General features: G+C 50.2%; 17 protein-coding genes and 1 tRNA gene. 1 reads left to right on the top strand and 17 read right to left on the bottom strand.

Features of this window, described 5'->3' with window-relative positions; translation table 11 throughout:
- Window positions 1–21 precede the first annotated feature (21 nt).
- Window positions 22–2,790 (bottom strand): pitrilysin family protein, encoded by a 2,769-nt coding sequence (locus H8K38_RS17275; protein WP_186886095.1) that lies wholly within the window; start codon window positions 2,788–2,790, stop codon window positions 22–24.
- A gap of 607 nt (window positions 2,791–3,397) precedes the next feature.
- Between H8K38_RS17275 and H8K38_RS17270 the strand changes: the two genes are divergently transcribed.
- Window positions 3,398–3,961 (top strand): GNAT family N-acetyltransferase, encoded by a 564-nt coding sequence (locus tag H8K38_RS17270; protein ID WP_186886094.1) that lies wholly within the window; start codon window positions 3,398–3,400, stop codon window positions 3,959–3,961.
- Window positions 3,962–4,109: 148 nt separating this feature from the next.
- Here the strand turns inward: H8K38_RS17270 and H8K38_RS17265 are convergent, their stop codons facing one another.
- From H8K38_RS17265 to H8K38_RS17185, 16 genes are all read right to left on the bottom strand, one after another.
- Window positions 4,110–5,471 carry a formimidoylglutamate deiminase gene (locus H8K38_RS17265; protein WP_186886093.1) on the bottom strand — a complete coding sequence of 454 codons (1,362 nt, stop codon included), beginning with the start codon at window positions 5,469–5,471 and terminating at the stop codon, window positions 4,110–4,112.
- Window positions 5,468–6,283 carry an N-formylglutamate deformylase gene (gene hutG / locus H8K38_RS17260; protein ID WP_186886092.1) on the bottom strand — a complete coding sequence of 272 codons (816 nt, stop codon included), beginning with the start codon at window positions 6,281–6,283 and terminating at the stop codon, window positions 5,468–5,470. The genes H8K38_RS17265 and hutG overlap by 4 nt, the downstream gene beginning before the upstream one ends.
- An 80-nt stretch (window positions 6,284–6,363) precedes the next feature.
- Window positions 6,364–7,164, bottom strand: coding sequence for an IclR family transcriptional regulator (locus H8K38_RS17255; protein ID WP_186886091.1), 801 nt, complete (start codon window positions 7,162–7,164; stop codon window positions 6,364–6,366).
- A 221-nt stretch (window positions 7,165–7,385) separates the two neighbouring features.
- Window positions 7,386–8,033 (bottom strand): SPOR domain-containing protein, encoded by a 648-nt coding sequence (locus tag H8K38_RS17250; RefSeq protein WP_186886090.1) that lies wholly within the window; start codon window positions 8,031–8,033, stop codon window positions 7,386–7,388.
- A gap of 51 nt (window positions 8,034–8,084) precedes the next feature.
- Window positions 8,085–8,855 carry a type III pantothenate kinase gene (locus H8K38_RS17245; protein ID WP_186886089.1) on the bottom strand — a complete coding sequence of 257 codons (771 nt, stop codon included), beginning with the start codon at window positions 8,853–8,855 and terminating at the stop codon, window positions 8,085–8,087.
- A gap of 40 nt (window positions 8,856–8,895) precedes the next feature.
- Window positions 8,896–9,738 carry a biotin--[acetyl-CoA-carboxylase] ligase gene (locus H8K38_RS17240; protein WP_255423057.1) on the bottom strand — a complete coding sequence of 281 codons (843 nt, stop codon included), beginning with the start codon at window positions 9,736–9,738 and terminating at the stop codon, window positions 8,896–8,898.
- Window positions 9,739–10,127: 389 nt separating this feature from the next.
- Window positions 10,128–14,357, bottom strand: coding sequence for a DNA-directed RNA polymerase subunit beta' (rpoC, locus tag H8K38_RS17235; protein WP_186886088.1), 4,230 nt, complete (start codon window positions 14,355–14,357; stop codon window positions 10,128–10,130).
- A gap of 230 nt (window positions 14,358–14,587) precedes the next feature.
- Entirely contained in the window at window positions 14,588–18,694 is a 4,107-nt protein-coding gene (rpoB, locus tag H8K38_RS17225) for a DNA-directed RNA polymerase subunit beta (RefSeq protein ID WP_186886086.1), read from the bottom strand.
- A gap of 215 nt (window positions 18,695–18,909) precedes the next feature.
- A complete protein-coding gene (gene rplL / locus H8K38_RS17220) occupies window positions 18,910–19,284 on the bottom strand; it encodes a 50S ribosomal protein L7/L12 (RefSeq protein ID WP_186886085.1) in 375 nt (124 codons plus the stop codon).
- A gap of 57 nt (window positions 19,285–19,341) precedes the next feature.
- Window positions 19,342–19,839 (bottom strand): 50S ribosomal protein L10, encoded by a 498-nt coding sequence (rplJ, locus tag H8K38_RS17215; protein WP_186886084.1) that lies wholly within the window; start codon window positions 19,837–19,839, stop codon window positions 19,342–19,344.
- A gap of 292 nt (window positions 19,840–20,131) precedes the next feature.
- Complete coding sequence (rplA, locus tag H8K38_RS17210; protein WP_186886083.1) at window positions 20,132–20,824, bottom strand: 50S ribosomal protein L1; 693 nt, start codon at window positions 20,822–20,824, stop codon at window positions 20,132–20,134.
- Window positions 20,824–21,255, bottom strand: coding sequence for a 50S ribosomal protein L11 (gene rplK / locus H8K38_RS17205; RefSeq protein WP_186886082.1), 432 nt, complete (start codon window positions 21,253–21,255; stop codon window positions 20,824–20,826). Before rplK ends, rplA begins: the two co-directional genes overlap by 1 nt.
- A gap of 120 nt (window positions 21,256–21,375) precedes the next feature.
- Entirely contained in the window at window positions 21,376–21,969 is a 594-nt protein-coding gene (gene nusG, locus H8K38_RS17200) for a transcription termination/antitermination protein NusG (protein ID WP_186886081.1), read from the bottom strand.
- Window positions 21,969–22,352: a preprotein translocase subunit SecE gene (gene secE / locus H8K38_RS17195; protein ID WP_186886080.1), complete on the bottom strand. Its 384-nt coding sequence runs from the start codon at window positions 22,350–22,352 to the stop codon at window positions 21,969–21,971. The genes nusG and secE overlap by 1 nt, the downstream gene beginning before the upstream one ends.
- A gap of 38 nt (window positions 22,353–22,390) precedes the next feature.
- Window positions 22,391–22,466 (bottom strand) — tRNA-Trp (locus tag H8K38_RS17190).
- A 73-nt stretch (window positions 22,467–22,539) separates the two neighbouring features.
- Window positions 22,540–22,838 (bottom strand): elongation factor Tu (locus H8K38_RS17185; protein WP_186884622.1); only part of this gene is annotated, 299 nt, incomplete at its 5' end.

Below are 22,838 nucleotides of genomic sequence, written 5' to 3'. Positions count from 1 at the left end.
GCGTTATGCCCTCAAAAAGACTTACTTCGCGGCCGCTGCTTTTTTCGCTGCGCCAGCAAAATCGCCGACATAGAAATGGGCAAAACTGTCTGGTTTCACGTATTTGCGTATCACCGCATTCACATCATCCAGCGTCAGTGCGGCAATTTTCGCTTCGACCTCAGCATCAAATGCCATAGAGCGACCAACATATAACTGGCCGCGCAGGTTGCCTACCAATGCCGGATCTTGCGCACGGCGGATATTGCCTTCCTGTGCGATAGACTGCTTCGCATCCGCCAATTCTGCTGCCGTCACACCGTCTTTGACTAACAAAGCCAGCTCTTCTTTCACGCCGGTTTGTAATTTCGCCAGATTTTGCGGTGCGTACATTGCGTACAAAACAACCGCTGCGTTTTTGTCCAGACTCGGCACGCTCAGTGAACTGCCAGCACCGTAGCTGATGCCTTCTTTCTGACGCAGGCGATTGAACAGACGTGATTTGATACCACCACCGAGAATATTATTAGCAACGCGCAACGCTGGATAATCGGGCGACTGGTCATCGAGTTCAAACGGCAGTGATGCCAGATAAAACGCATTCGCTTTGTCCGGAGTTTCTATGCTGTTCGCTTGTCCGTTTGCATTCAGATTCAGGCTGGGAACACGAACATACTTCGCTGGACTATTCCAGTCGCCAAGCACCGTGGCCAGTTTCGTTTTGACTTCTGCCGCATCAAAATCACCGACCAGAGAAAACTCGGCACTGTTTGCACCATAGAAGGTTTTGTAGAAATCTTTGACGCTGTCGAGTTTTGCAGTGCTGTATTCTTCCATCGCTTCATTGAAAGAAGACTGATAACGAATATCGCCTTTTTTATACAGACTGTTTTTCAAAGCGCCCATTGCACGTGTTGCAACCGCTTGTGGCTCGTTTTTACCAGATTCTATCTGCGTCAGATTTTCTTTGACCAGCAAATCGAATTCAGATTGCGGGAATGTCGGTGCACGCAGAACTTCACGCAGCAGATCCAGCAAGGCTGGCAGATTAGCGCGCACGGTGTCAAAGCTGACATTCAGATTCTGCCCTGCACCGGAAATACGTAATTTAGCTTTCAGCTCACCGAGTTTGGTATCGAGTTCGGCACGGGTGAATTTGCCCGAACCGCGCATCAGCATATCCGCAGTCAGATCGGCAACAGCCACTTTACCGAACAGGGATTTTTCATCGCCGAAATGCAGACTCAGATTGCCATTCACGGTTTCACCGCGCGTTTTTTTGCTCAACAGCACGACTTTCGCGCCATTTTTCAGCGTCAGTTTTTCTGTGCGTTTATCGATATTGGCAGCGGTTGCATCGAAGGTCTCGCCTGCCGCCACAGTCGCACGGCCTTTGTAGCCTTCCACCAGTTTGGCAACGTCCGGTGCCGCTGGGATTTCAGCGCGATCAGGTTTTGCCACTGGCAGGAACTGACCATAACTGCGGTTGTCGGCTTTAAAATAATTTTGTGCGACGCGCTGTACATCTGCCACCGTCAATGCTTCGATACGATCACGTTCAATGAAGAACATGCGCCAGTCACCCAATGCAATCGATTCAGACATACTGACGCACAGACGTTGCGGATCGTTGATGGTTTTTTCCAACGCATTCAACAGATTGGTTTTGGCCCGCTTCAATTCGGCTTCGGTGACCGGTTCTTGCGCCAGCCCTTCGACAGTTTCAATCAGACTCGCTTTCACATCCGCGACATTCTGATCTTTACTCATGATGCCTAAGAACATAGCATAGCCAGGCTCTGCCAGCTGGAAGGTAATTTCACCGACACTCACTGCCTTTTTACTTTCCACCAGCTTTTTATACAAACGGCCATTGGGTGAAGAACCCAGAATCTCACCTAAAGCAGAGACAGCCGCAGCATCAGCATGGCTGCCTGCAGATGTCGGATACAGTACGGCAGCGAGTTGCTGATCGCTGACGCGGCGCACGGTCACTTCACGCGTACCATCGCGTGGCGCTTCGCGGGTCCAGGTGTTGCTCAGTTCACGCGTCGGTTTGGCGATGACACCAAAGGATTTTTCAATCAGCACCAGGGTTTTTGCCGCATCGAATTTACCGGCCACCATCAGCACAGCATTATCCGGCTGATAGAACTTACGGTAAAACGCCTGCAGGTTCGTGATTTTGACGCCTTCGACATCAGAGCGTGCACCGATGGTGCTGTGTCCATAGTTGTGCCAGTCGAAAGTGGCCGCACTGAGCTGCTTCCAAAGCACGCCAAACGGATTGTTTTCACCGATTTCCATTTCATTACGAACCACGGAAAATTCGGTATCGAGATCAACCCGTGCCACTTTGGAATTGACCATGCGGTCGGCTTCCATTTCCAGCGCCCATTTCAGATTATCTTCACTGGCAGGGAAAGTTTCGAAGTAGTTGGTGCGATCGTAAAACGTGGTGCCATTGAACTGCATGCCGCGCTTGCTCAGCTCTTGCATGATGTTGCCACGGTCTTTGGTACCCTTGAACACCATGTGCTCAAGCAAATGCGCCATACCGGTTTCGCCGTAACTTTCATGGCGTGAACCAACGAGGTAAGTCACGTTGACGGTGGTGGTAGGTTTTGATGCATCCGGTGCCAGCAATACGCGCAAGCCGTTAGGCAAACGGTATTCCGTGATGCCTTCAACACTAGTGTATGCAGTCGCTTTTGCTGCAACAACCGCTTTTGGCGCTGCTGCAAGGGTAGGCATTGCAGTCGCAGCAGTAAACGCGAGGGCAAATGCAAGGCAAATTGGTTTGAGTTTCATTGATTTATTCCATTAGTCGTTAAACGGTCAACTTCACTACTTCTGAACTTTTCTCTTCTATTTCTCTGATCTCTGATACCAGGCTGACATCGATAACAGCGATCAGTACCACTGATGCAACGTCACGCCGGAAAGGCGGTTTTGCGTGCACCCCGTTATGACAGAAAATGCTTGTTCTCTTATTAAACGAGAAATGAAGCATAACAAATTTTCATTGTTTTGCGAGAGTTTGTGACGAAATGATGAATACGCCGACGAAATGCAGAATGTGGTCAATAAAATAGCGTGAATTCACTCTCAAGAAGATCGCTGAAGTTCATCGACAATATCAATAAAAATGGGGAGTATGTGGCTTTTTCATCCTTATCCCTTTATGAAATAAGGATGCCTGAAAATACTGGGAGGGAGTATATTTATTCTTTCGCGACGAATTAGTGCGCCACAAGCGCTTCAGTGCTGGCTTGATTCACCTGACTTTCTCTTACTTCGGCTCCACCGCTGCGAGCAGATTGGTTTTGTCTGGCAGGAATACGTTAACCTGCGCCTGCGCAGCAACTTTGCAAGAAAAACCAAGCAGCGACACATCCCTTGCACCTGAGATCAACCGATGACATCTTCACCCACGTCTTACACCGTACGCCCCTTAACCGCACACGAATGGCAACAATACCGGCAGATCAGACTTCGCTCTCTTGCCGACGCGCCAGACGCCTTTGGCAGCACACTCGCAGCAGAAAAAGATCGTCCTGACGATGCCTGGGCAACACGACTCTTGCTGGCAACAAGCTCAGATAAAGATCACCCATTAATAGCGGAAATTTCGGGCGTTAAAAATGAATTTGCTGGTTTGCTGTGGGCGAAAGAGGATGCCACTGACACTTCCGTCGTCAATATTTTTCAGGTGTGGGTGGCACCAGAATATCGGGGACAAGGTATGGCAGCGGAACTGCTCAGAGCAGCAATTCTATGGGCAAAATCCAGGCGCGCCAGGCTTGTTCAATTAGGGGTGACGTGCGGCGACAGCGCTGCGATGCGACTCTATCTCCGGGAAGGATTTCAGGCCGTCGGCGTGCCTGAACCGCTGCGTCCGGATTCCGCTTTACTGGAACAAACAATGTGTCTGGTGCTGGAGCAGACGCCTTTCGTCTCCGACATTTTCCCTGAGAAATAATGGCATATTGATTGCCCATCAACCTTATTCATTGACTGAAAATTGGGGGAGTATGCACAAAAACCGCCTTAATCTCAGCAGAAAATAAGGAGGTTTAAAAATACTCCCCCCAGTATATTTTTCGCTTCCAGCAAGGAAAAATGCCAAATCACAGCTTGCGCAGCTCGCGCATGCAATTGACATAGGCGCTTTCTATCTGCGCTTGCTGGCAATGGCGGCCATTACTGACGACTTGTTTTCCACCGACATAAACGTCACGCACCAGCGTATCGTTACCGGCAAAGATCCAGCTATTGAGCACATCGCTGCTGGAAATTCCGGCCAGATTCGGATGCGCATCGTCGAGCACAATGAAGTCGGCACGATAACCGGAAGCGAGTTTGCCCAGCCTGCGCCCGCTGGCTTGCGCGCCGCCTTGCAGCGCCGATTGCCACAGAAAATCACCGACCTTTTTTTGCTGCGCGTTGCTGGCAATATTGCGGCCTTGCAAACGCAGACGCTGGCCATATTCGAGCCAGCGCAATTCTTCGACCACGCTTTGCGAAACATGGCTGTCGCTGCCGATGCCAAAACGTCCACCGGCGGCGATGTAATCCGGTAAATCGAAAAAGCCATCACCCAGATTCGCTTCGGTGGTCGGGCAAATGCCGGCCACGGCACCACTGGCGGCGATGCCGGCGACTTCAGTTGACGTCAGATGGGTTGCATGCACGAGGCACCAGCGCTGATCAACGAGACCGGTCTCCAGAAGCAATTCGACCGGGCGCTGGCCGCTGGCAGCGAGGCAAGCCTCGACTTCTTTCATCTGCTCTGCGATATGGATATGCACTGGCCGCCCGGTGGGCATTGCCTGTTGCAGCTCGCGTATCTGGCCTATGCTGGCCGCGCGCAGTGAATGCGGCGCAACGCCAACTTCCACCTGATGACTGCGGCTGGCTTCTAGATTTTGCACCAGCAGCAATATGTCATCGACACTCGTTGCAAAGCGACGTTGATCATCACGCAGCGGCTTTGCATGGAAGTCAGCGTAGCTGTACAACACCGGCAGCATGGTCATGCCGATGCCGCTCTGACTGGCGGCGGCGATCAGGCATAGCGCCATTTCCGCCGGATTCGCATACATCTTGCCCGCAGGGTCACGGTGCAGATAATGGAATTCACACACTGCTGTATAACCGTGCCGCAGACATTCTGCATACAGTTGTGCGGCAATCGCCTGTATCTGCTCTGGCGTGATGTGCAGCGCGTAGCGATACATGAGATCGCGCCAGGTCCAGAAGCTGTCTTTGCTGTCACCGGCGATTTCCGTCATACCCGCCATAGCGCGCTGGAATGCGTGGGAATGCAGATTGCACATGCCCGGTAACACGTAAGTCGCCTGCGGTTCGCCGGGTCTGACGGTGGCATCGTTTTCTATGCTTTTAATATCGCCCTGCGCATCCCACTGCAAGCGAATATTCTTTGTCCAGCCTTGCGGCAAAAACGCGTTGCGCGCAAACAGCGTCGTCATGCCGCCTCCGTTTCATGCGCCCAGTCTATGCACTGCTGCAGCAATTGCCGCAACAGACCCTGCACCTGCTGTGCCAGATCGGGGCGATACGCATACGGCGCGGCTTCGTTCATATACACGCGCTGGCTCATTTCCAATTGCACTGCGTGAATGTGCTGTGCGGGTTGTCCGTACTGACGCGTGATGTAGCCACCTTTGAAACGGCCATTGAATACATGGCTATAGCGCTGTGCATCAGCGGAATATTGCAAGCAGGCCGCCAGCCTTTGCTGTAATGCGGGGGCGCATGATTTCTGATCGGCGGTACCAAAATTCAGATCCGGTAATCTGCCATCAAAAAAACGCGGCACGACCGATGCAATGGAATGTGCATCCCACAACACCACTCTGCGATGCTGACGCTGCAAGCGAGCAAGCTCTGCTTGCAATTGCTGGTGATATGGTTGCCAGTACGTGCTGATACGGCGCTGAATTTCAGCATCCGTCGGTAGCTGATCCGGCAGATACAAAGGCTGTTTGGCAAACGTATCGACGGGACACAAGCCTGTGGTGTCCTGCCCCGGATACAGATTCGCATTATCCGGCGCACGATTCAGATCAATCACATAGCGCGAATGTTCCGCTATGAGTGTCGATGCGCCTAGCTCCTGCGCCATGTTGTAAAGCAAAGCTAAATGCCAGTCGGTATCCGCTTTCTCTTGCGCCACCGGCAGCATCTGCGCGGCGACTTCGGCCGGTATCGTTGTTCCGACATGCGGCATGGAAATCAGTAAAGGCGTGCTGCCTTGTTGAAAATGGAATGCGGGATACATGGGACGCTTTCAAAAATGGCTAAGACGATAGAAATGACGTTAGCGATGATGACGGTTTAGTCGATATAGTTTGTTCAGATTCAGATACGGCTTTCGATACGCAGACGCTGACTGATCTTGGCCGCAGCCGCCTGCGTCAGCCGTATCAATTCATCGCTACGCGGCAGGGCGCGGCTGGTCGGTGCCATCAGTGACAGGGTCGCCTCGGCCTTCACCGTTGCCGACATGACTGGCACGCTGACGCCCCAGACGCCAATATCGACTTCATCCTGACTGACCGCATATCCTTGCCGGGCGATCTCTTGCAGTTGTTGTTTCAGCTCAGCGACTCTTGCATCATCTAATTGCTGAGTCGCCAGTTGGGCATCCAACACGGCGGGCGGCAAACAGGCCAGTAAGGCTTTGGCGGATGCGCCGCGCGTCGTCGGGCCTGTGCTGCCACGCGTGAACGAACAGCGTAAAGCCTGCGGACTTTCCAGCATATCGAGACAAATTACCTGCCCATGCAAGTAAATTAATAAGCCCACGCTTTCGCCGGATCGCTCCAGTAATTGCTGCATTTCTTCGCGCGCTTGCTGCATAAGATGGGAATGATGATCGAAGCCCCACGCAAGCTGCACCGCCATTGGCCCAGGCTCATATAATCCGCTCTGGGCTACCTGCCCGTTGTGCACGTGCTCCTGCAACAGTCCCCACTTTTTGAGCATGGCAATTTGCCGGTACAAGCTGCTCAGCGGTATTCCGGTTTGTGCCGCCAATTCTCTGGCGCTGAGTGCCTGCCCTGCGCGTGCGACGCAAGCCAGAACCTGCAACACCCGCTCACCGGATGGCACATCGAACCGGACATCATGTACAGGTGCAGAAGGAAATAAGTTGATCATCGCTGACATTTCAAAAGAAGCTATGCCATGCTAACAGCAGACTCCGGAATATCAAGTCTGCATTCTCACATTATGAGAATAGGTGGTGAGATTTTAATCAGAAAAGGATAAAGAGCGAATACTACTTAGCTTTGCGCCACGAGAACAAAAGGTGATAAAAAAGCGCCACGGCGGGCGCTTAATCAAATCATAAAAACCACTGTTCAAAATGCGAATGAAGATCAGCTTTTGCTATAGGCCGCATTCTGGCAATTGCGGGTTTCCTGTGCAGGGAATTGTGCCTTAATCGCATCAAACTTCGTCTTTTCATCCCCATTCAGCGCCCGCAGCTGATAGGCAAATTTAGAGGTGGTCACGGTACGCGGCATGATGCGGGCGGTGCGTACCCCTTTATTATTCAGATTGGCCAGATGTAATTTTGCCGCTTCTTCAGTCTTGAAAATACCGAGTGAAATTCCCCAATGTAAGGTGCCTTGTTCCTGTATCACGAAGAAATCGGTGATGCCGATACGGCGCAATTCACCTACTTTCTTATCCGCACCATCTTTGCTGCCCTGAGACGGGATGTACACCATATGGGTGCCGATATCGCTGACATTCAGCCGTGACTGTCTATCGCCCAAAGCCAGCGTTTTTAACTTCTCTTCTATCTTCGGCGCCTCGGCCTGAGGAAAATTCCCGATTTCCAGACAAGCGATGATTTCAGCTTTTTTTTCCGGCACAGGCTCTGCTGCGGTCATCGCTGCACTGGCGGAAATCTGTACCAGTTCATCGACGTGATGCTGTTTTTTCAGGCGTTCCGGCTCATGCGTCTCCAATGACCAATGTCCCAGCCAGCCAAGATTGAACGCCAGCGCAAATGCGTTCAAGACCAATAAACTCCAGAAAAAAAATCGCAGCATGATGATAAGTAGGTGAATTCAGCTCGGGCTTGATTGTGCCACGACATACAGTCCAGTCAAGACAAGATTGGGGATATGCTGGCAATCAAAATCCAGATGGGGCAACAGATAAGGCGCGGCACCGCCGGAGATCAGACACGTCACCGCTGTTTTCTGTTCCTCGGCGAAGGCGTGATAAGCCAGTGTGATCGCACCAGTCTGCGCATGTATACAACCGCTGACGATCGCCTGATCAGTGTTATCGGCAAATGGTTGATGGACCCTGATGCTTTCTGCAACCTGCGGCAATTGTGCTGTATTGCGAGCCAGCGATTCCGCCATCAGTTTCAAGCCCGGCAAAATCATACCGCCAGTGAACACACCGTCTGCACTGACCGCATCGATCGTCGTTGCAGTACCGCAGGTCGCCACAATCAGATTCTGTTGCGGATACAGATAATGCGCCGCAATCGCAGAGACAAAACGATCACAACCCAGTTGCTGGGGATGACGATAATGGTTTTGCAGACCGGCCAACTCCGCTTGCGATGCCAGCCAATATGGTTGCAGCGTGGGAAAAATACGCGCCAATATATCGCTGAGCTGTGCTTTAACACCCTCACCCGCGACATTCGACACCAGCACTCTGGTGACCGGATATTGATGCCAACGCTCAGCCAGGGTGGCAATCTCTGTATGGGCAACAGAATCCATTGCCAGCCAGTCTGGTAACGCGTGAGTCAACGCTGTCGCTAACTGGGGGATGCCCCATTTGATGCGGGTATTACCGGCATCAATCAGTAATAGCATGTCTATTCTTCTTTCATTGTTTGTGCAATCGGCGCGAATATCAAACCGCATCGGTCAGTCTTAACGACACATCACCCGCCAGTACGGGTATTTGCCCGGCTAGAGTTTGCAGCAGCAGACGGCCGCTGACATCAACCCCGGTGGCGATACCACGCTGCAGTATCTGGCCGTGGTCAATGATCTGCACTTCCTGATTCGCGTAGGCATGCAGCGCATTCCAACGCGCCTGAAACGCAGAAAAACCGTGCTGATCGAACTGCTCGAAAGCTTTTGCGAGGGCGTTCAGCAAATGCGCAAGCAAAGCATTTCTGTCCATCCGTGCCAGCCACGGCGCATCTGCAACTGCACGCCCCAGGCTGGCTTCAAATGCCTCGGGCAACTGCAGATTCAGGCCGATGCCAGCCACAATCCAGGTGCCGCCATTTTTTTTGGCGGCACTTTCGATCAGTATACCTGCCAGCTTTTTTCCGTCGCGTAAAATATCATTCGGCCACTTCAGTTGCACTGGTAAATCGAGTGCCTGTAATACGTCTGCAATAGCAACGCCAACCGCCAACGGCAATCCCATCAGTGCGTGTGTCTCCCGGCTCAATGGCCAGGCAAGCGAAAACATCAGCATGCCACCCGGCACCGATTGCCAGCTACGACCTGCGCGCCCGCGACCGGCAGTCTGATGCAAGGCAACGCGCAGTAGCGGCTTATTCAATTCGCCCAATCGGGACAGCAGATCAGCATTCGTCGAGCCAGTTTCCGCGACAACTTCAACATCCGCCAACATGCCGAACGCATCACGCAATACGAGGATCTTCTCTGCAGCGATATTGAGCTGAACATCATCAGTACGGCCGCTTGCAGGCGTTGTGGTAAGGCATTGATCTGGCATGAGTCTGTATTCGTCGTGAAAATTTAAATTTTTATGAACCTTGCTTCAGACGTCAGCCTCTGATGCAGTACGGTTAGGGGGGTAACAGCAACTGACAACACTGCGAGGGGCTACGCTGAATCTCATTCTCTTAGGACTGACGCAATTTGCCCCGGCAAGGCTAAAAAGCTTTGTTCTGCTTTGGGAAACATCGCTGGTAAGCGATGTCCGTTTCGCCAGCAGGCAACATGTTGCCTGAAACCCTGGCTACACCATGGCGACGAAGACAGTACGAGTAGTAAGGCGAGGAGCCATAACGCCGCTGGGGCAGTTTTGCGACAGTCCTATCTCTATAAAAAAACGGCACCGGAGACTAAGCTTCGGTGCCGTTTTTATTCTTTCAGCTACGCTTACGCGTCGCCTTCATGCACATCAGTTGTTGTTGCTTCTGGAGCAGGAGCGAAGACTGCTTTTTCTGCTTCCAGCAACGCGTGACGTTCATCCGCTTCCCAGGTTTCTTTCAACTTGCGGGCGCGGTGGAATGCCAGACCGGTACCGGCAGGAATCAGACGACCCACGATGACGTTTTCTTTCAGGCCGCGCAGGGTATCTTTCTTGCCCATGATCGCTGCTTCTGTCAGAACGCGGGTTGTTTCCTGGAAGGACGCTGCCGAGATGAAGGAATCGGTCGACAGAGACGCTTTGGTAATACCCAACAAGATATTTTCATACGTTGCAGGAATACCGCCAGCAGCGACCACGCGATCGTTTTCACCTAACAGGTCAGAACGTTCAACTTGTTCACCGACGATGTAGTTCGCATCACCTGGATTCACCACAACCACACGACGCAACATCTGACGCACGATCACTTCAATGTGCTTGTCATTGATCTTAACGCCTTGTAAGCGGTACACGTCCTGCACTTCGTCAACGATGTAACGTGCCAACGCTTCGATACCCAGCAAACGCAGGATGTCTTGTGGATCGGCCGGGCCGTCAACAATCATCTCACCTTTGTTCACAACCTGACCGTCATGCACCAGGACTTGTTTGTCTTTGGTGATCAGGAATTCGTGTTTCTCACCGTCCATGTCGGTGATTTCCAGACGTTGCTTACCTTTGGTTTCTTTACCAAAGGCAACCGTACCAGTTACTTCCGCCAACATACCTGCATCTTTTGGTGAACGCGCTTCGAACAACTCAGCAACGCGTGGCAGACCACCGGTAATATCACGGGTTTTTTGTGATTCAGTCGGGATACGCGCCAGAACCTCACCAACGTGTACTTGCTGACCGTCTTTCACCGTAATCAGCGCACCAACCTGGAAGCCAATCGTCACTGCGTGCTCGGTACCAGAGATCTTGACCTCTTCACCTTGTTCGTTCAACAGCTTCACTTGCGGACGCAAAGACTTACCAGCAGCGCTACCACGGCGTTTCGCATCGATCGCTACCAGAGTGGACAAGCCAGTCACTTCATCAACCTGTTTCGCAACAGTCACGCCTTCTTCGACGTTTTCAAACTTCACAGTACCGGTGTATTCGGTAATGATAGGACGTGTCAGCGGATCCCATGTTGCCAGTGCTGTACCTGCCTTGATCACCATGCCGTCTTTCACGATCAGCGTGGCACCGTAAGGTACTTTATGGCGTTCACGTTCACGACCGTGGTCGTCCGTGATCAACACTTCACCAGAACGGGAAATTACGATCTGATCGCCTTTACCGTTCGTCACATAACGCATCGTTGCTGTGAAACGAATCGTACCGTTGGATTTTGCCTCAACGGAAGATGCCACTGCTGCACGGGACGCCGCACCACCAATGTGGAACGTACGCATCGTCAACTGTGTACCTGGTTCACCGATGGACTGCGCAGCGATAACACCGACTGCTTCACCAGCATTCACCATCATACCGCGACCCAGATCACGTCCGTAACACATTGCGCACAGACCGTAACGAGTGTCACAAGTCAGTGGCGTACGTACTTTCACTTCATCAATGCCCAGTGCTTCGATACGTTCAACCGCGACTTCATCCAGCAAAGTACCTGCTTCGTACAGTGTTTCCTGTGTTTCAGGATTCACGATATCGTTAGCAGAAACACGGCCGAGGATCAGGTCGCGCAGAGGCACGTTAACTTCACCACCTTCGACCAGCGCTTTCATGGAAGAACCATTGCTTGTACCGCAATCGTCCTCAACCACGACCAGATCCTGCGTCACGTCAACCAGACGACGTGTCAGGTAACCGGAGTTCGCTGTCTTCAATGCGGTATCGGCCAGACCTTTACGCGCACCGTGCGTAGAAATAAAGTACTGGAGAACGTTCAGACCTTCGCGGAAGTTCGCGGTAATCGGTGTTTCGATAATCGAACCATCCGGTTTCGCCATCAGACCACGCATACCGGCCAACTGACGAATCTGCGCTGCAGAACCACGCGCACCAGAGTCGGCCATCATGTAAATCGCGTTAAACGATTCTTGTGTACCAACTGTGCCGTCGCGGCGTGTAACTGGTTCAACTTTCAGTTGTTCCATCATGGCCTTACCGACTTCATCACCGGTTTTGCCCCAGATATCGACCACTTTATTGTAACGCTCACCAGCCGTCACCAGACCGGACGCATATTGCTGCTCGATCTGTTTAACTTCGTGCTCAGCCGCTGCCAGCAAAGTCACTTTTTGTGGCGGTACCAACATGTCATCGATACAGATAGAGATACCGGCGCGTGTCGCGAGGCGGAAACCCATTTGCATCAGTTGATCGGCAAACACAACGGTAGCGCGCAGGCCGCACTTACGGAACGATGTATCGATCAGTTTGGAAATTTCTTTTTTCTTCAACGCGCGGTTCAGCACGGTGAATGGCAAGCCCTTAGGCAGAATTTCTGACAAAATCGCACGGCCAACTGTGGTTTCGTAACGTTTGATCGTTTTAACGAATTCACCAGTTGCCGGATCTTTCGGATATTCAGTAATACGGACAGTCACGCGTGTTGCCAGCTCGACTTCCTTGTTGTCCCAGGCGCGGATCGCTTCTGAAACGTCAGGGAACATCATGCCTTCGCCCTTGCCGTTGATGGCTTCGCGAGACGCGTAGTACAGACCCAACACGATATCCTGAGAAGGCACGATAGACGGTTCGCCATTGGATGGGAACAGAATATTGTTAGACGCCAGCATCAGTGTGCGGGCTTCCATCTGCGCTTCGATAGACAAAGGTACGTGAACCGCCATCTGGTCACCGTCGAAGTCGGCATTGAAAGCCGCGCAGACGAGTGGATGCAACTGGATCGCTTTACCTTCGATCAACACTGGTTCAAACGCCTGAATACCCAAACGGTGCAAAGTTGGCGCACGGTTCAGCATAATCGGATGTTCGCGGATCACTTCTTCCAGAATATCCCAGACGACTGGCTCTTGAATTTCAACCAGTTTCTTCGCTGCCTTGATCGTTGTTGCCAGACCCATCAATTCCAGTTTATTGAAAATGAAAGGTTTGAACAGTTCCAAGGCCATCAATTTTGGCAGACCGCACTGATGCAATTTCAGTTGCGGACCAACCACGATAACGGAACGACCAGAGTAATCGACGCGCTTACCCAGCAAGTTCTGACGGAAACGACCGCCTTTACCTTTGATCATCTCAGCCAGAGATTTCAATGGACGCTTGTTCGCACCAGTCATTGCCTTACCGCGACGACCATTGTCTAACAATGAATCGACTGCTTCTTGCAACATACGCTTTTCATTACGCGTAATGATTTCCGGAGCGCGCAATTCCATCAGGCGCTTCAAACGGTTATTACGGTTAATGACGCGGCGATACAGATCATTCAGATCGGAAGTCGCAAAACGACCACCATCCAGCGGTACCAATGGGCGCAGCTCTGGCGGCAACACTGGCAATACTTCCATGATCATCCAGTCTGGTTTGATACCGGAGCGTTGGAACGCTTCGAGAACTTTCAGACGTTTTGCATATTTCTTGATCTTGGCTTCAGATTTGGATTCTTTGAGTTCTACACGCAAAGTTTCAGCATCACGGTCGATATCAATCGAACGCAGCAATTCACGGATACCTTCTGCGCCCATGAATGCGGTGAATTCATCGCCGTATTCTTCGTATTTAGCAGCGTAGTCGTCTTCCGACATGATCTGGCATTTTTTCAGCGGTGTCATGCCAGGATCGGTCACAACGTATGCTTCAAAATACAAAACGCGTTCGATATCGCGCAATGTCATGTCGAGCACCATACCCAGACGGGATGGCAGAGATTTCAGGAACCAGATATGTGCCGTTGGCGACGCCAGCTCAATGTGACCCATGCGTTCACGACGCACTTTCGCCAGTGTGACTTCAACGCCGCACTTTTCACAAATCACGCCACGGTGCTTCAGACGTTTGTATTTACCGCACAAGCATTCGTAATCTTTGATAGGGCCAAAAATTTTGGCGCAGAACAAACCGTCGCGCTCAGGCTTGAAAGTACGATAGTTGATGGTTTCCGGCTTTTTAACTTCGCCGTAGGACCAGGAACGAATTTTTTCAGGAGACGCCAGACCAATTTTGATCGCGTCGAATTGTTCGTTAGGTTGAACTTGCTTGAATAGATCGAGCAGGGCTTTCATGTATATCACTCCAGTGAAGCGCGCAATTTACTTTGAAATTCACGCTTGGTGGCTGAATGGTGCTGCAACAGAAGGTCTTTCGCCTTACCCTGTTCGCATCAGCGGGAGAGCCAGGTCTGTCGACACTGGTTCCGCTCATACCGGGAACGAACTCGCTTCCAAACTGCTGGCTAGCTGAATGACCAACGCCCGAAACTCGTTCGGGCGATGGTTTTACTACTTAATTACAATTAATCGCGTTCGAGATCGATATCGATACCCAGAGAGCGGATCTCTTTGACCAGAACGTTGAACGATTCCGGCATACCAGCGTCAATCACGTGGTCGCCCTTAACGAGATTTTCGTACACTTTGGTACGACCATTCACGTCATCAGACTTGACAGTCAACATCTCTTGCAAGACATAAGACGCGCCGTATGCTTCGAGAGCCCAAACCTCCATCTCACCGAAACGCTGACCACCGAACTGTGCTTTACCGCCCAATGGCTGTTGAGTCACCAGAGAGTAAGGGCCAGTCGAACGGGCATGCATTTTATCATCAACCAGATGATGCAGTTTCAACATATGCATGTAACCCAGTGTGACTTTACGTTCAAACGCTTCACCGGTACGGCCATCGTACAAAGTAACCTGGTTTTTCGACGGTGTCATACCGAGATGCTGCGCGATATGGTCAGGGAACGCCAGATCCAGCATGCGACGAATTTCTTCTTCATCCGCACCGTCAAACACTGGCGTTGCAAACGGCACACCGTTTTTCAGGTTATTCGTCAATTCCAGAATTTCTATATCGGTGAAGCTGTCCAGATCTTCTGTTTTGCCGGATTCGTTGTAAATCTTTTTCAAGAATTCACGCAACTCTTCGACCTTGGCTTTTGCCTTCAGCATTTCGCCGATACGCAAGCCCAGACCTTTTGCGGCCCAACCCAGATGTACTTCCAGAACCTGACCCACGTTCATACGTGAAGGAACACCCAATGGGTTCAATACGATGTCTGCAGGAGTACCGTCGGCCATGTATGGCATATCTTCGATAGGAACGATACGGGAAACCACACCCTTATTACCGTGACGCCCCGCCATCTTGTCACCTGGTTGCAAGCGACGTTTAACAGCCAGATAAACCTTGACCATTTTTTGTACGCCTGGCGGCAATTCATCGCCTTGCGTCAATTTGGTACGTTTTTCTTCGAAAGCCAGATCAAACTGGTGACGTTTCTCAGCGATAGAATCTTTGATCGCGACCAGAGCATTCGCTGCTTCGTCCGATGCCAGACGAATATCGAACCAGTGGTACTTGTCGATACTTGCCAGATATTCTTTGGTCAGTTTCGTGCCTTTCGCCAGTTTGGCTGGGCCACCATCTGCAATCTTACCGTCAAGCATACGTTCCAGACGTTCAAACGCATCGCCTTCAACAATACGCAACTGATCGTTCAGATCCAGGCGATAACGCTTCAATTCATCATCGATAATTTGCTGTGCACGTTTGTCGCGTTGGATGCCTTCGCGAGTGAACACTTGCACGTCGATGACTGTACCTACCATGCCTGAAGGCACGCGCAGGGACGTATCTTTGACGTCAGACGCTTTCTCACCGAAAATCGCGCGCAACAGTTTTTCTTCCGGTGTCAGCTGAGTTTCACCTTTTGGTGTCACTTTACCTACCAGAGTATCACCAGCTGTTACTTCAGCGCCGATGTAGACGATACCGGACTCATCCAGACGAGCCAGTTGGTTTTCAGCCAGATTTGAGATATCACGCGTGATTTCTTCGGCACCCAACTTAGTATCACGGGCAACAACCGACAACTCTTCGATATGAATCGATGTGTAGCGGTCGTCAGCGACCACTTTTTCAGAGATCAGGATCGAATCTTCGAAGTTATAGCCGTTCCATGGCATGAACGCGACCAGCATGTTCTGACCAAGAGCCAGCTCCCCCATATCTGTCGATGCGCCGTCAGCCAGTACGTCGCCTTTAGCAACCACATCTCCGACTTTAACGATAGGACGTTGGTTGATATTTGTATTTTGGTTAGAACGTGTGTATTTGATGAGGTTGTAAATATCCACACCGACTTCACCAGCCTGCGCTTCAGCATCATTCACACGAATAACGATACGGCCCGCGTCGATGTAATCAACTTTACCGCCACGCAATGCCTGTACCGTTGTACCGGAGTCAACTGCAACAGTACGTTCAATACCTGTACCGACAAATGCTTTTTCCGGACGCAAGCAAGGAACTGCCTGACGTTGCATGTTGGCACCCATCAACGCACGGTTCGCATCATCGTGTTCGAGGAACGGAATCAGCGATGCCGCAACAGAAACGACCTGACCAGTTGCCACGTCCATGTACTGGATACGTTCTGGGGATACCAGTATCGTTTCGCCAGCTTCACGCGCAGAAACCAGTTCATCAATCAGTTTGCCTTCACCATCGATCGTCGCATTCGCCTGAGCGATGATGTAACGACCCTCTTCAATCGCAGACAGGTAGTCGATCTGGTTGGTGATTTTGCTGTCAACAACCTTACGGTATGGCGTTTCCAGGAAACCGTATTCGTTCAGACGTGCATACAGAGCCAGAGAGTTGATCAGACCAATGTTTGGTCCCTCAGGAGTTTCAATCGGGCAAACACGACCATAGTGAGTTGGATGAACGTCGCGGACTTCAAAGCCGGCACGTTCACGTGTCAAACCACCAGGTCCCAGAGCGGAAATACGACGCTTATGCGTGATCTCGGACAATGGGTTAGTCTGATCCATAAACTGAGACAATTGTGAAGAACCGAAGAACTCACGAATCGCTGCAGAGATAGGTTTGGAGTTGATCAGGTCATGCGGCATCAGGTTGTCGGCTTCAGCCTGACCCAGACGCTCTTTGACCGCGCGCTCAACACGAACCAAGCCAGCGCGGAACTGATTCTCAGCCAATTCACCGACGCAACGTACACGACGATTACCCAAGTGATCAATATCATCGACTTCACCGCGACCATTGCGCAGTTCAACCAGAATCTTGATCACAGCCAATACATCTTCGTTCGACAGTGTCATCGCACCTGTCAGTTCATCACGCCCGATACGGCGGTTGAACTTCATACGGCCGACAGCGGACAGATCGTAACGGTCTTCGCTATAGAACAAACCATTGAACAATGCTTCAACGGAATCTTCTGTTGGTGGTTCACCAGGACGCATCATGCGATAAATCGCAACACGGGCAGCCATCTGATCCGAAGTGTCATCAGTACGCAAGGTCTGAGAAATATAAGCACCCTGATCCAGATCATTCGTGTACAGAGTCTGAATGTCTGTTACACGTGCATCGCGCAAACGCGCCAGCAATTCCTCTGTCAACTCGTCGTTGGCATTCGCAATCACTTCACCGGTATCGGCATCAATAATATTTTTCGCCAATACGCGGCCAAGCAGATAGTCCTCAGGTACAGAAATGTGCTTGATTCCACCCGCCTCGATTTCACGTACATGCTTAGCATTGATACGCTTATCCTTAGCAACAATTACTTTGCCAGATTTGTCAGCGATGTCGAAACGCGCAACTTCACCGCGCAAACGCTCAGCGACAAATTCCATCTCTGCGCCATCTGCATGCAGGTTGAAATTATCGAAAACAAAGAAATTTGCCAGAATCTGTTCGTTGCTCATGCCGATAGCACGCAACAAGATCGTTACTGGCATCTTACGGCGGCGGTCAATACGGAAGAACAGGATATCTTTCGGGTCAAACTCGAAATCCAGCCATGAACCACGGTAAGGAATGATCCTTGCCGAGAACAACAATTTACCGGAAGAATGCGTTTTGCCGCGATCATGTTCAAAGAACACACCTGGCGAACGATGCAACTGGGAAACAATCACACGTTCAGTACCGTTAACAACAAAAGAACCCGTCGTCGTCATCAAAGGCAATTCACCCATGTAGACTTCCTGTTCTTTCATTTCTTTAACGACAGGCTTAGTCGGCGATTCTTTATCCAAGATCACCAGGCGAACTTTTGCACGCAATGGCGAAGCATAGGTAAGTCCACGCAATTGACATTCCTTGACGTCAAAAGCAGGATCACCTAAAACATAGGACAAGAATTCGAGACGAGCGAATCCATTGTGTGAAACGATAGGAAAAATCGAAGTGAAGGCTGACTGCAAGCCCTCATTTTTGCGGTTTGCCGCTGTTCTGTCTTCTTGTAAAAAGCTTTGGTACGACTCGATTTGAGTCGCCAATAAGAACGGAACGTTGTGGACGTTGGCGCGCTTCGCAAAAGATTTACGAATACGCTTCTTCTCAGTAAATGAGTAGTGCATGGACACTCCGTGAGTGACAAGGAAGGATGGAGAATTCAGGATTCCTGTCACAAAATTAATTCAACTCTGCGACAAAAAACCTCAAGTCTCAGCCCTCGGTCTTAATAAACAGCTAAACAACCCTGAACGACAAAGAAGCCAAAGAGGAACCCTCTCTTTCGAGAGGATTCCTGCCTTTGACTTCGGCAAATCCGCAGATTTGCCTTAATACTGTATTACTTAACGTCGACTTTAGCGCCAGCTTCTTCAAGCTTTTTCTTAGCGGCTTCAGCGTCAGCTTTAGCAACACCTTCTTTAACTGCTTTAGGTGCGCCATCAACCAGATCTTTAGCTTCTTTCAAGCCCAGACCTGTGATTTCACGAACTGCTTTAATGACGCCAACTTTGTTCGCGCCAACTTCAGCCAGAATTACGTTGAATTCTGTTTGTTCTTCAGCAGCTGCAGCAGCACCGCCGCCAGCAGCAGGACCAGCTGCAACTGCAGCAGCGGACACACCAAATTTTTCTTCGAAAGCTTTAACCAGATCGTTCAGGTCCATTACGGACATCGCGCCTACGGCTTCCAGGATATCGTCTTTGCTAATTGCCATTTGAAACTCCAATTAATTAATTACATTGATACGGTATTTGACGGAAACGTCACTGCATTACGCAGCTTCTGTTTCTTTCTTTGCTGCCACGGCGGCCAGAGCACGTGCGAAAGCAGATACAGGAGCCTGCATCATACCTACGACTTGCGCCAACAATACTTCGCGGCTTGGGATGCTTGCCAATGCAACAACGCCAGCTTTATCCAGCGATTTGCCTGCATAGTTACCCGCTTTGATAACCAGTTTGTCATTGCTTTTTGCAAAGTCTTGAACGACTTTAGCAGCAGCAACAGCATCTTCCGAGATCGCATAGATCAACGGACCGGTCATTTCAGAAGCGAGGCTGGCAAATGCAGTTCCCTCAACAGCGCGACGGGCGAGTGTGTTTTTCAACACTCGCATGTATACGCCTTGAGCACGTGCGTTAGCACGTAATTGCGTCAAATGACCGACCTGGATGCCACGATATTCAGCCACGACGATAGTCTGAGCAGTTGCTACTTTTGCAGAGACTTCAGCGACGACGGCTTTTTTGTCATTCAGATTGAGACTCACGGTCAACCTCCATTAATGATATTCAGTCTGCACATCAGGATGATGCACTTCCCTCACATCGTTTCGAACACGGCGTCCGAAGTTAGGAGTTTCACTGGGGGACCAGTAATCACTACAAAACTTGTTCGGGTACACCATCTGCGTTGGGTTCTGCAAATTGCTCTACAGATGTTTAACTTGAAACAAAGTAACAAGCCCAACGGTCTTTGACACTCCGAACATCCTGATTGCTCAAGATATTCAGCCCAAAGATACGCCTCATGCAATACAGCATGAGGACTTAATTTTTTACTTAACCGAGATTAGCGTGATCAACGCGTACGCCGGCACCCATCGTAGATGAGATAGAAATCTTACGCAGGTAAACACCTTTGCTTGTCGCTGGTTTAGCTTTGTTCAGTGCATCGATCAATGCAACCAGATTCGACTTCAGATCACCATCAGCAAAAGACTTACGACCGATAGTAGTGTGAATAATACCTGCTTTGTCTGTACGGTATTGTACTTGACCTGCTTTTGCATTTTTAACTGCAGTAGCAACGTCAGGAGTCACAGTACCAACTTTCGGATTTGGCATCAGGCCACGTGGACCCAGAACCTGACCTAAAGTACCAACGATACGCATAGTATCTGGAGATGCGATCACAACGTCAAATGGCATATCGCCAGCTTTAACGCGTTCTGCCAAATCTTCCATACCAACGATATCTGCACCTGCTGCTTTAGCTTCTTCAGCTTTTGCGCCTTGAGCGAATACCGCTACACGTACTGTTTTACCTGTACCAGCTGGCAATACAACTGCGCCACGAACAACTTGGTCAGATTTCTTAGGATCAACACCGAGTTGAACAGAAACGTCGATAGATTCGTTGAATTTCGCTGTAGCACATTCTTTGATCAACGCGATAGCATTGTCAAATGGATACACTTTCAGACGATCTACTTTAGTTGCGAGCAACTTTGCTTTTTTAGATAACTTAGCCATTACAGACCCTCCACCGTGATGCCCATAGAGCGAGCGGAACCAGCGATAGTACGCACTGCTGCGTCCATATCAGCTGCTGTCAGATCTGCGCGCTTAGTAGTCGCGATCTCTTCAGCTTGCTTACGTGTGATGCTACCAACTTTATCAGTGTGAGGTTTAGCTGAACCTTTAGTGATACCTGCAGCTTTTTTGATCATGTAAGTTGCTGGTGGAGTCTTCATCACGAAAGTGAAAGACTTATCCGCAAATGCAGTAATCACGACAGGAATCGGCATACCTGGTTCAACACCTTGAGTCTGTGCATTAAATGCTTTACAGAATTCCATGATATTCAAACCACGTTGACCCAGAGCTGGACCGATTGGTGGGGATGGATTTGCTTTACCAGCTGGCACTTGCAGCTTGATAAAACCAATAATTTTCTTTGCCATGTTGGCTCCTTCATTAATTGAGTGTTAGCGCCTGACAAGGCTATTAACTAAGTCAGGCTCCTCTGTTTACTTCTCAGTTTCAAAAATTGCTTTTTTCGTACTAATCAACGATTGCTACTCTCAGACTTTTTCAACCTGAGCAAATTCCAACTCAACTGGTGTTGCGCGACCAAAAATCGTCACTGTTACACGCACTTTGGATTTCTCGTAATTAACTTCTTCAACGTTTCCGTTAAAATCAGTGAACGGGCCTTCCTTAATACGTACAACTTCACCAACTTCATACAATACTTTTGGCCTTGGCTTCTCAACGCCATCCTGCATTTGCTGCAGAATTTTATCTACTTCATGCTGAGGAATCGGCGCAGGCTTATTCGACTTACCACCAATAAAGCCAGTCACTTTGCTGGTATTTTTTACCAGATGCCATGTATCGTCCGTCATATCCATTTCAACGAATACATAGCTTGGAAATAAGCGGCGCTCAGTCACTACTTTACGACCATTGCGAACTTCAATCACTTCCTCTGTTGGCACAAGAATGCGACCGAACAGATCCTGCATTTCAGCGCGCTCAATACGCTCCACCAGAGCACGGTGCACACTTTTTTCCATGCCTGAGTAGGCGTGAACGGCATACCATCTTTTAGCGCTTTTAGGTACAGACACCTCAGGCGCTGTACCTTGCTCGTTTTCCTGAATGTTATCGCTCATTATTTTTTCCATCCAAGAATTACGTCATACAACAAAAACTCGAGAAACTTATCCGTCCCCCAGAGAAAGATCGCCATGACCAATACAAAACCAAACACCACTGCCGTAATCTGACCGGCTTCTTTGCGCGTAGGCCAGACAACCTTTTTTGTTTCACGAACAGATTCTTTAGCGAAATCAAAAAAATTACGACCAACTTCGGAGATTGCAAGCAGTCCGACAGCAACAACCAAGCCCGCCAGAAGAGCAACAACCCGAACCCAAGTCGACTGACCAGCGAGAATGTAAAAAGCAGCAATTCCAGAAACGACTGCAGCACCAGCCAGAATGACTTTATATTTGTCATTGGAGGTACTTACTGTTTGTACGGAATGATTAGACATACTTTTGATTTACTTTCGGTGCCCTGCGGCCTTGACGGTGGCAGGGGCGGTAGGAATCGAACCTACAACCTTCGGTTTTGGAGACCGACGCTCTGCCAATTGAGCTACACCCCTACATCTTAGAACCACTTGATAAGTACTGCGGCCTTGGCAAGCCGCAATACTTATTTCGAATGAACTTTAAAAATTACTCGATAATTTTAGCAACAACACCCGCACCAACAGTACGACCACCTTCACGGATAGCGAAACGGAGACCTTCTTCCATCGCGATCGGGTTGATCAGTTTCACTGTGATAGAGACGTTATCACCTGGCATCACCATTTCTTTGTCTGCTGGCAACTCGATCGAACCAGTTACGTCCGTTGTACGGAAGTAGAACTGTGGACGGTAGTTGTTGAAGAATGGTGTATGACGACCGCCTTCATCTTTCGACAAAACGTAGATCTCGCCCGTGAAGTGGCTGTGTGGCTTGATTGAACCTG

The organism is Undibacterium sp. FT79W (genome assembly GCF_014284215.1).
GTDB lineage: Bacteria > Pseudomonadota > Gammaproteobacteria > Burkholderiales > Burkholderiaceae_D > Undibacterium > Undibacterium aquatile.
Note: the sequence above shows the minus strand (reverse complement) of the source record. Positions and strands in the feature narration are given on the sequence as shown.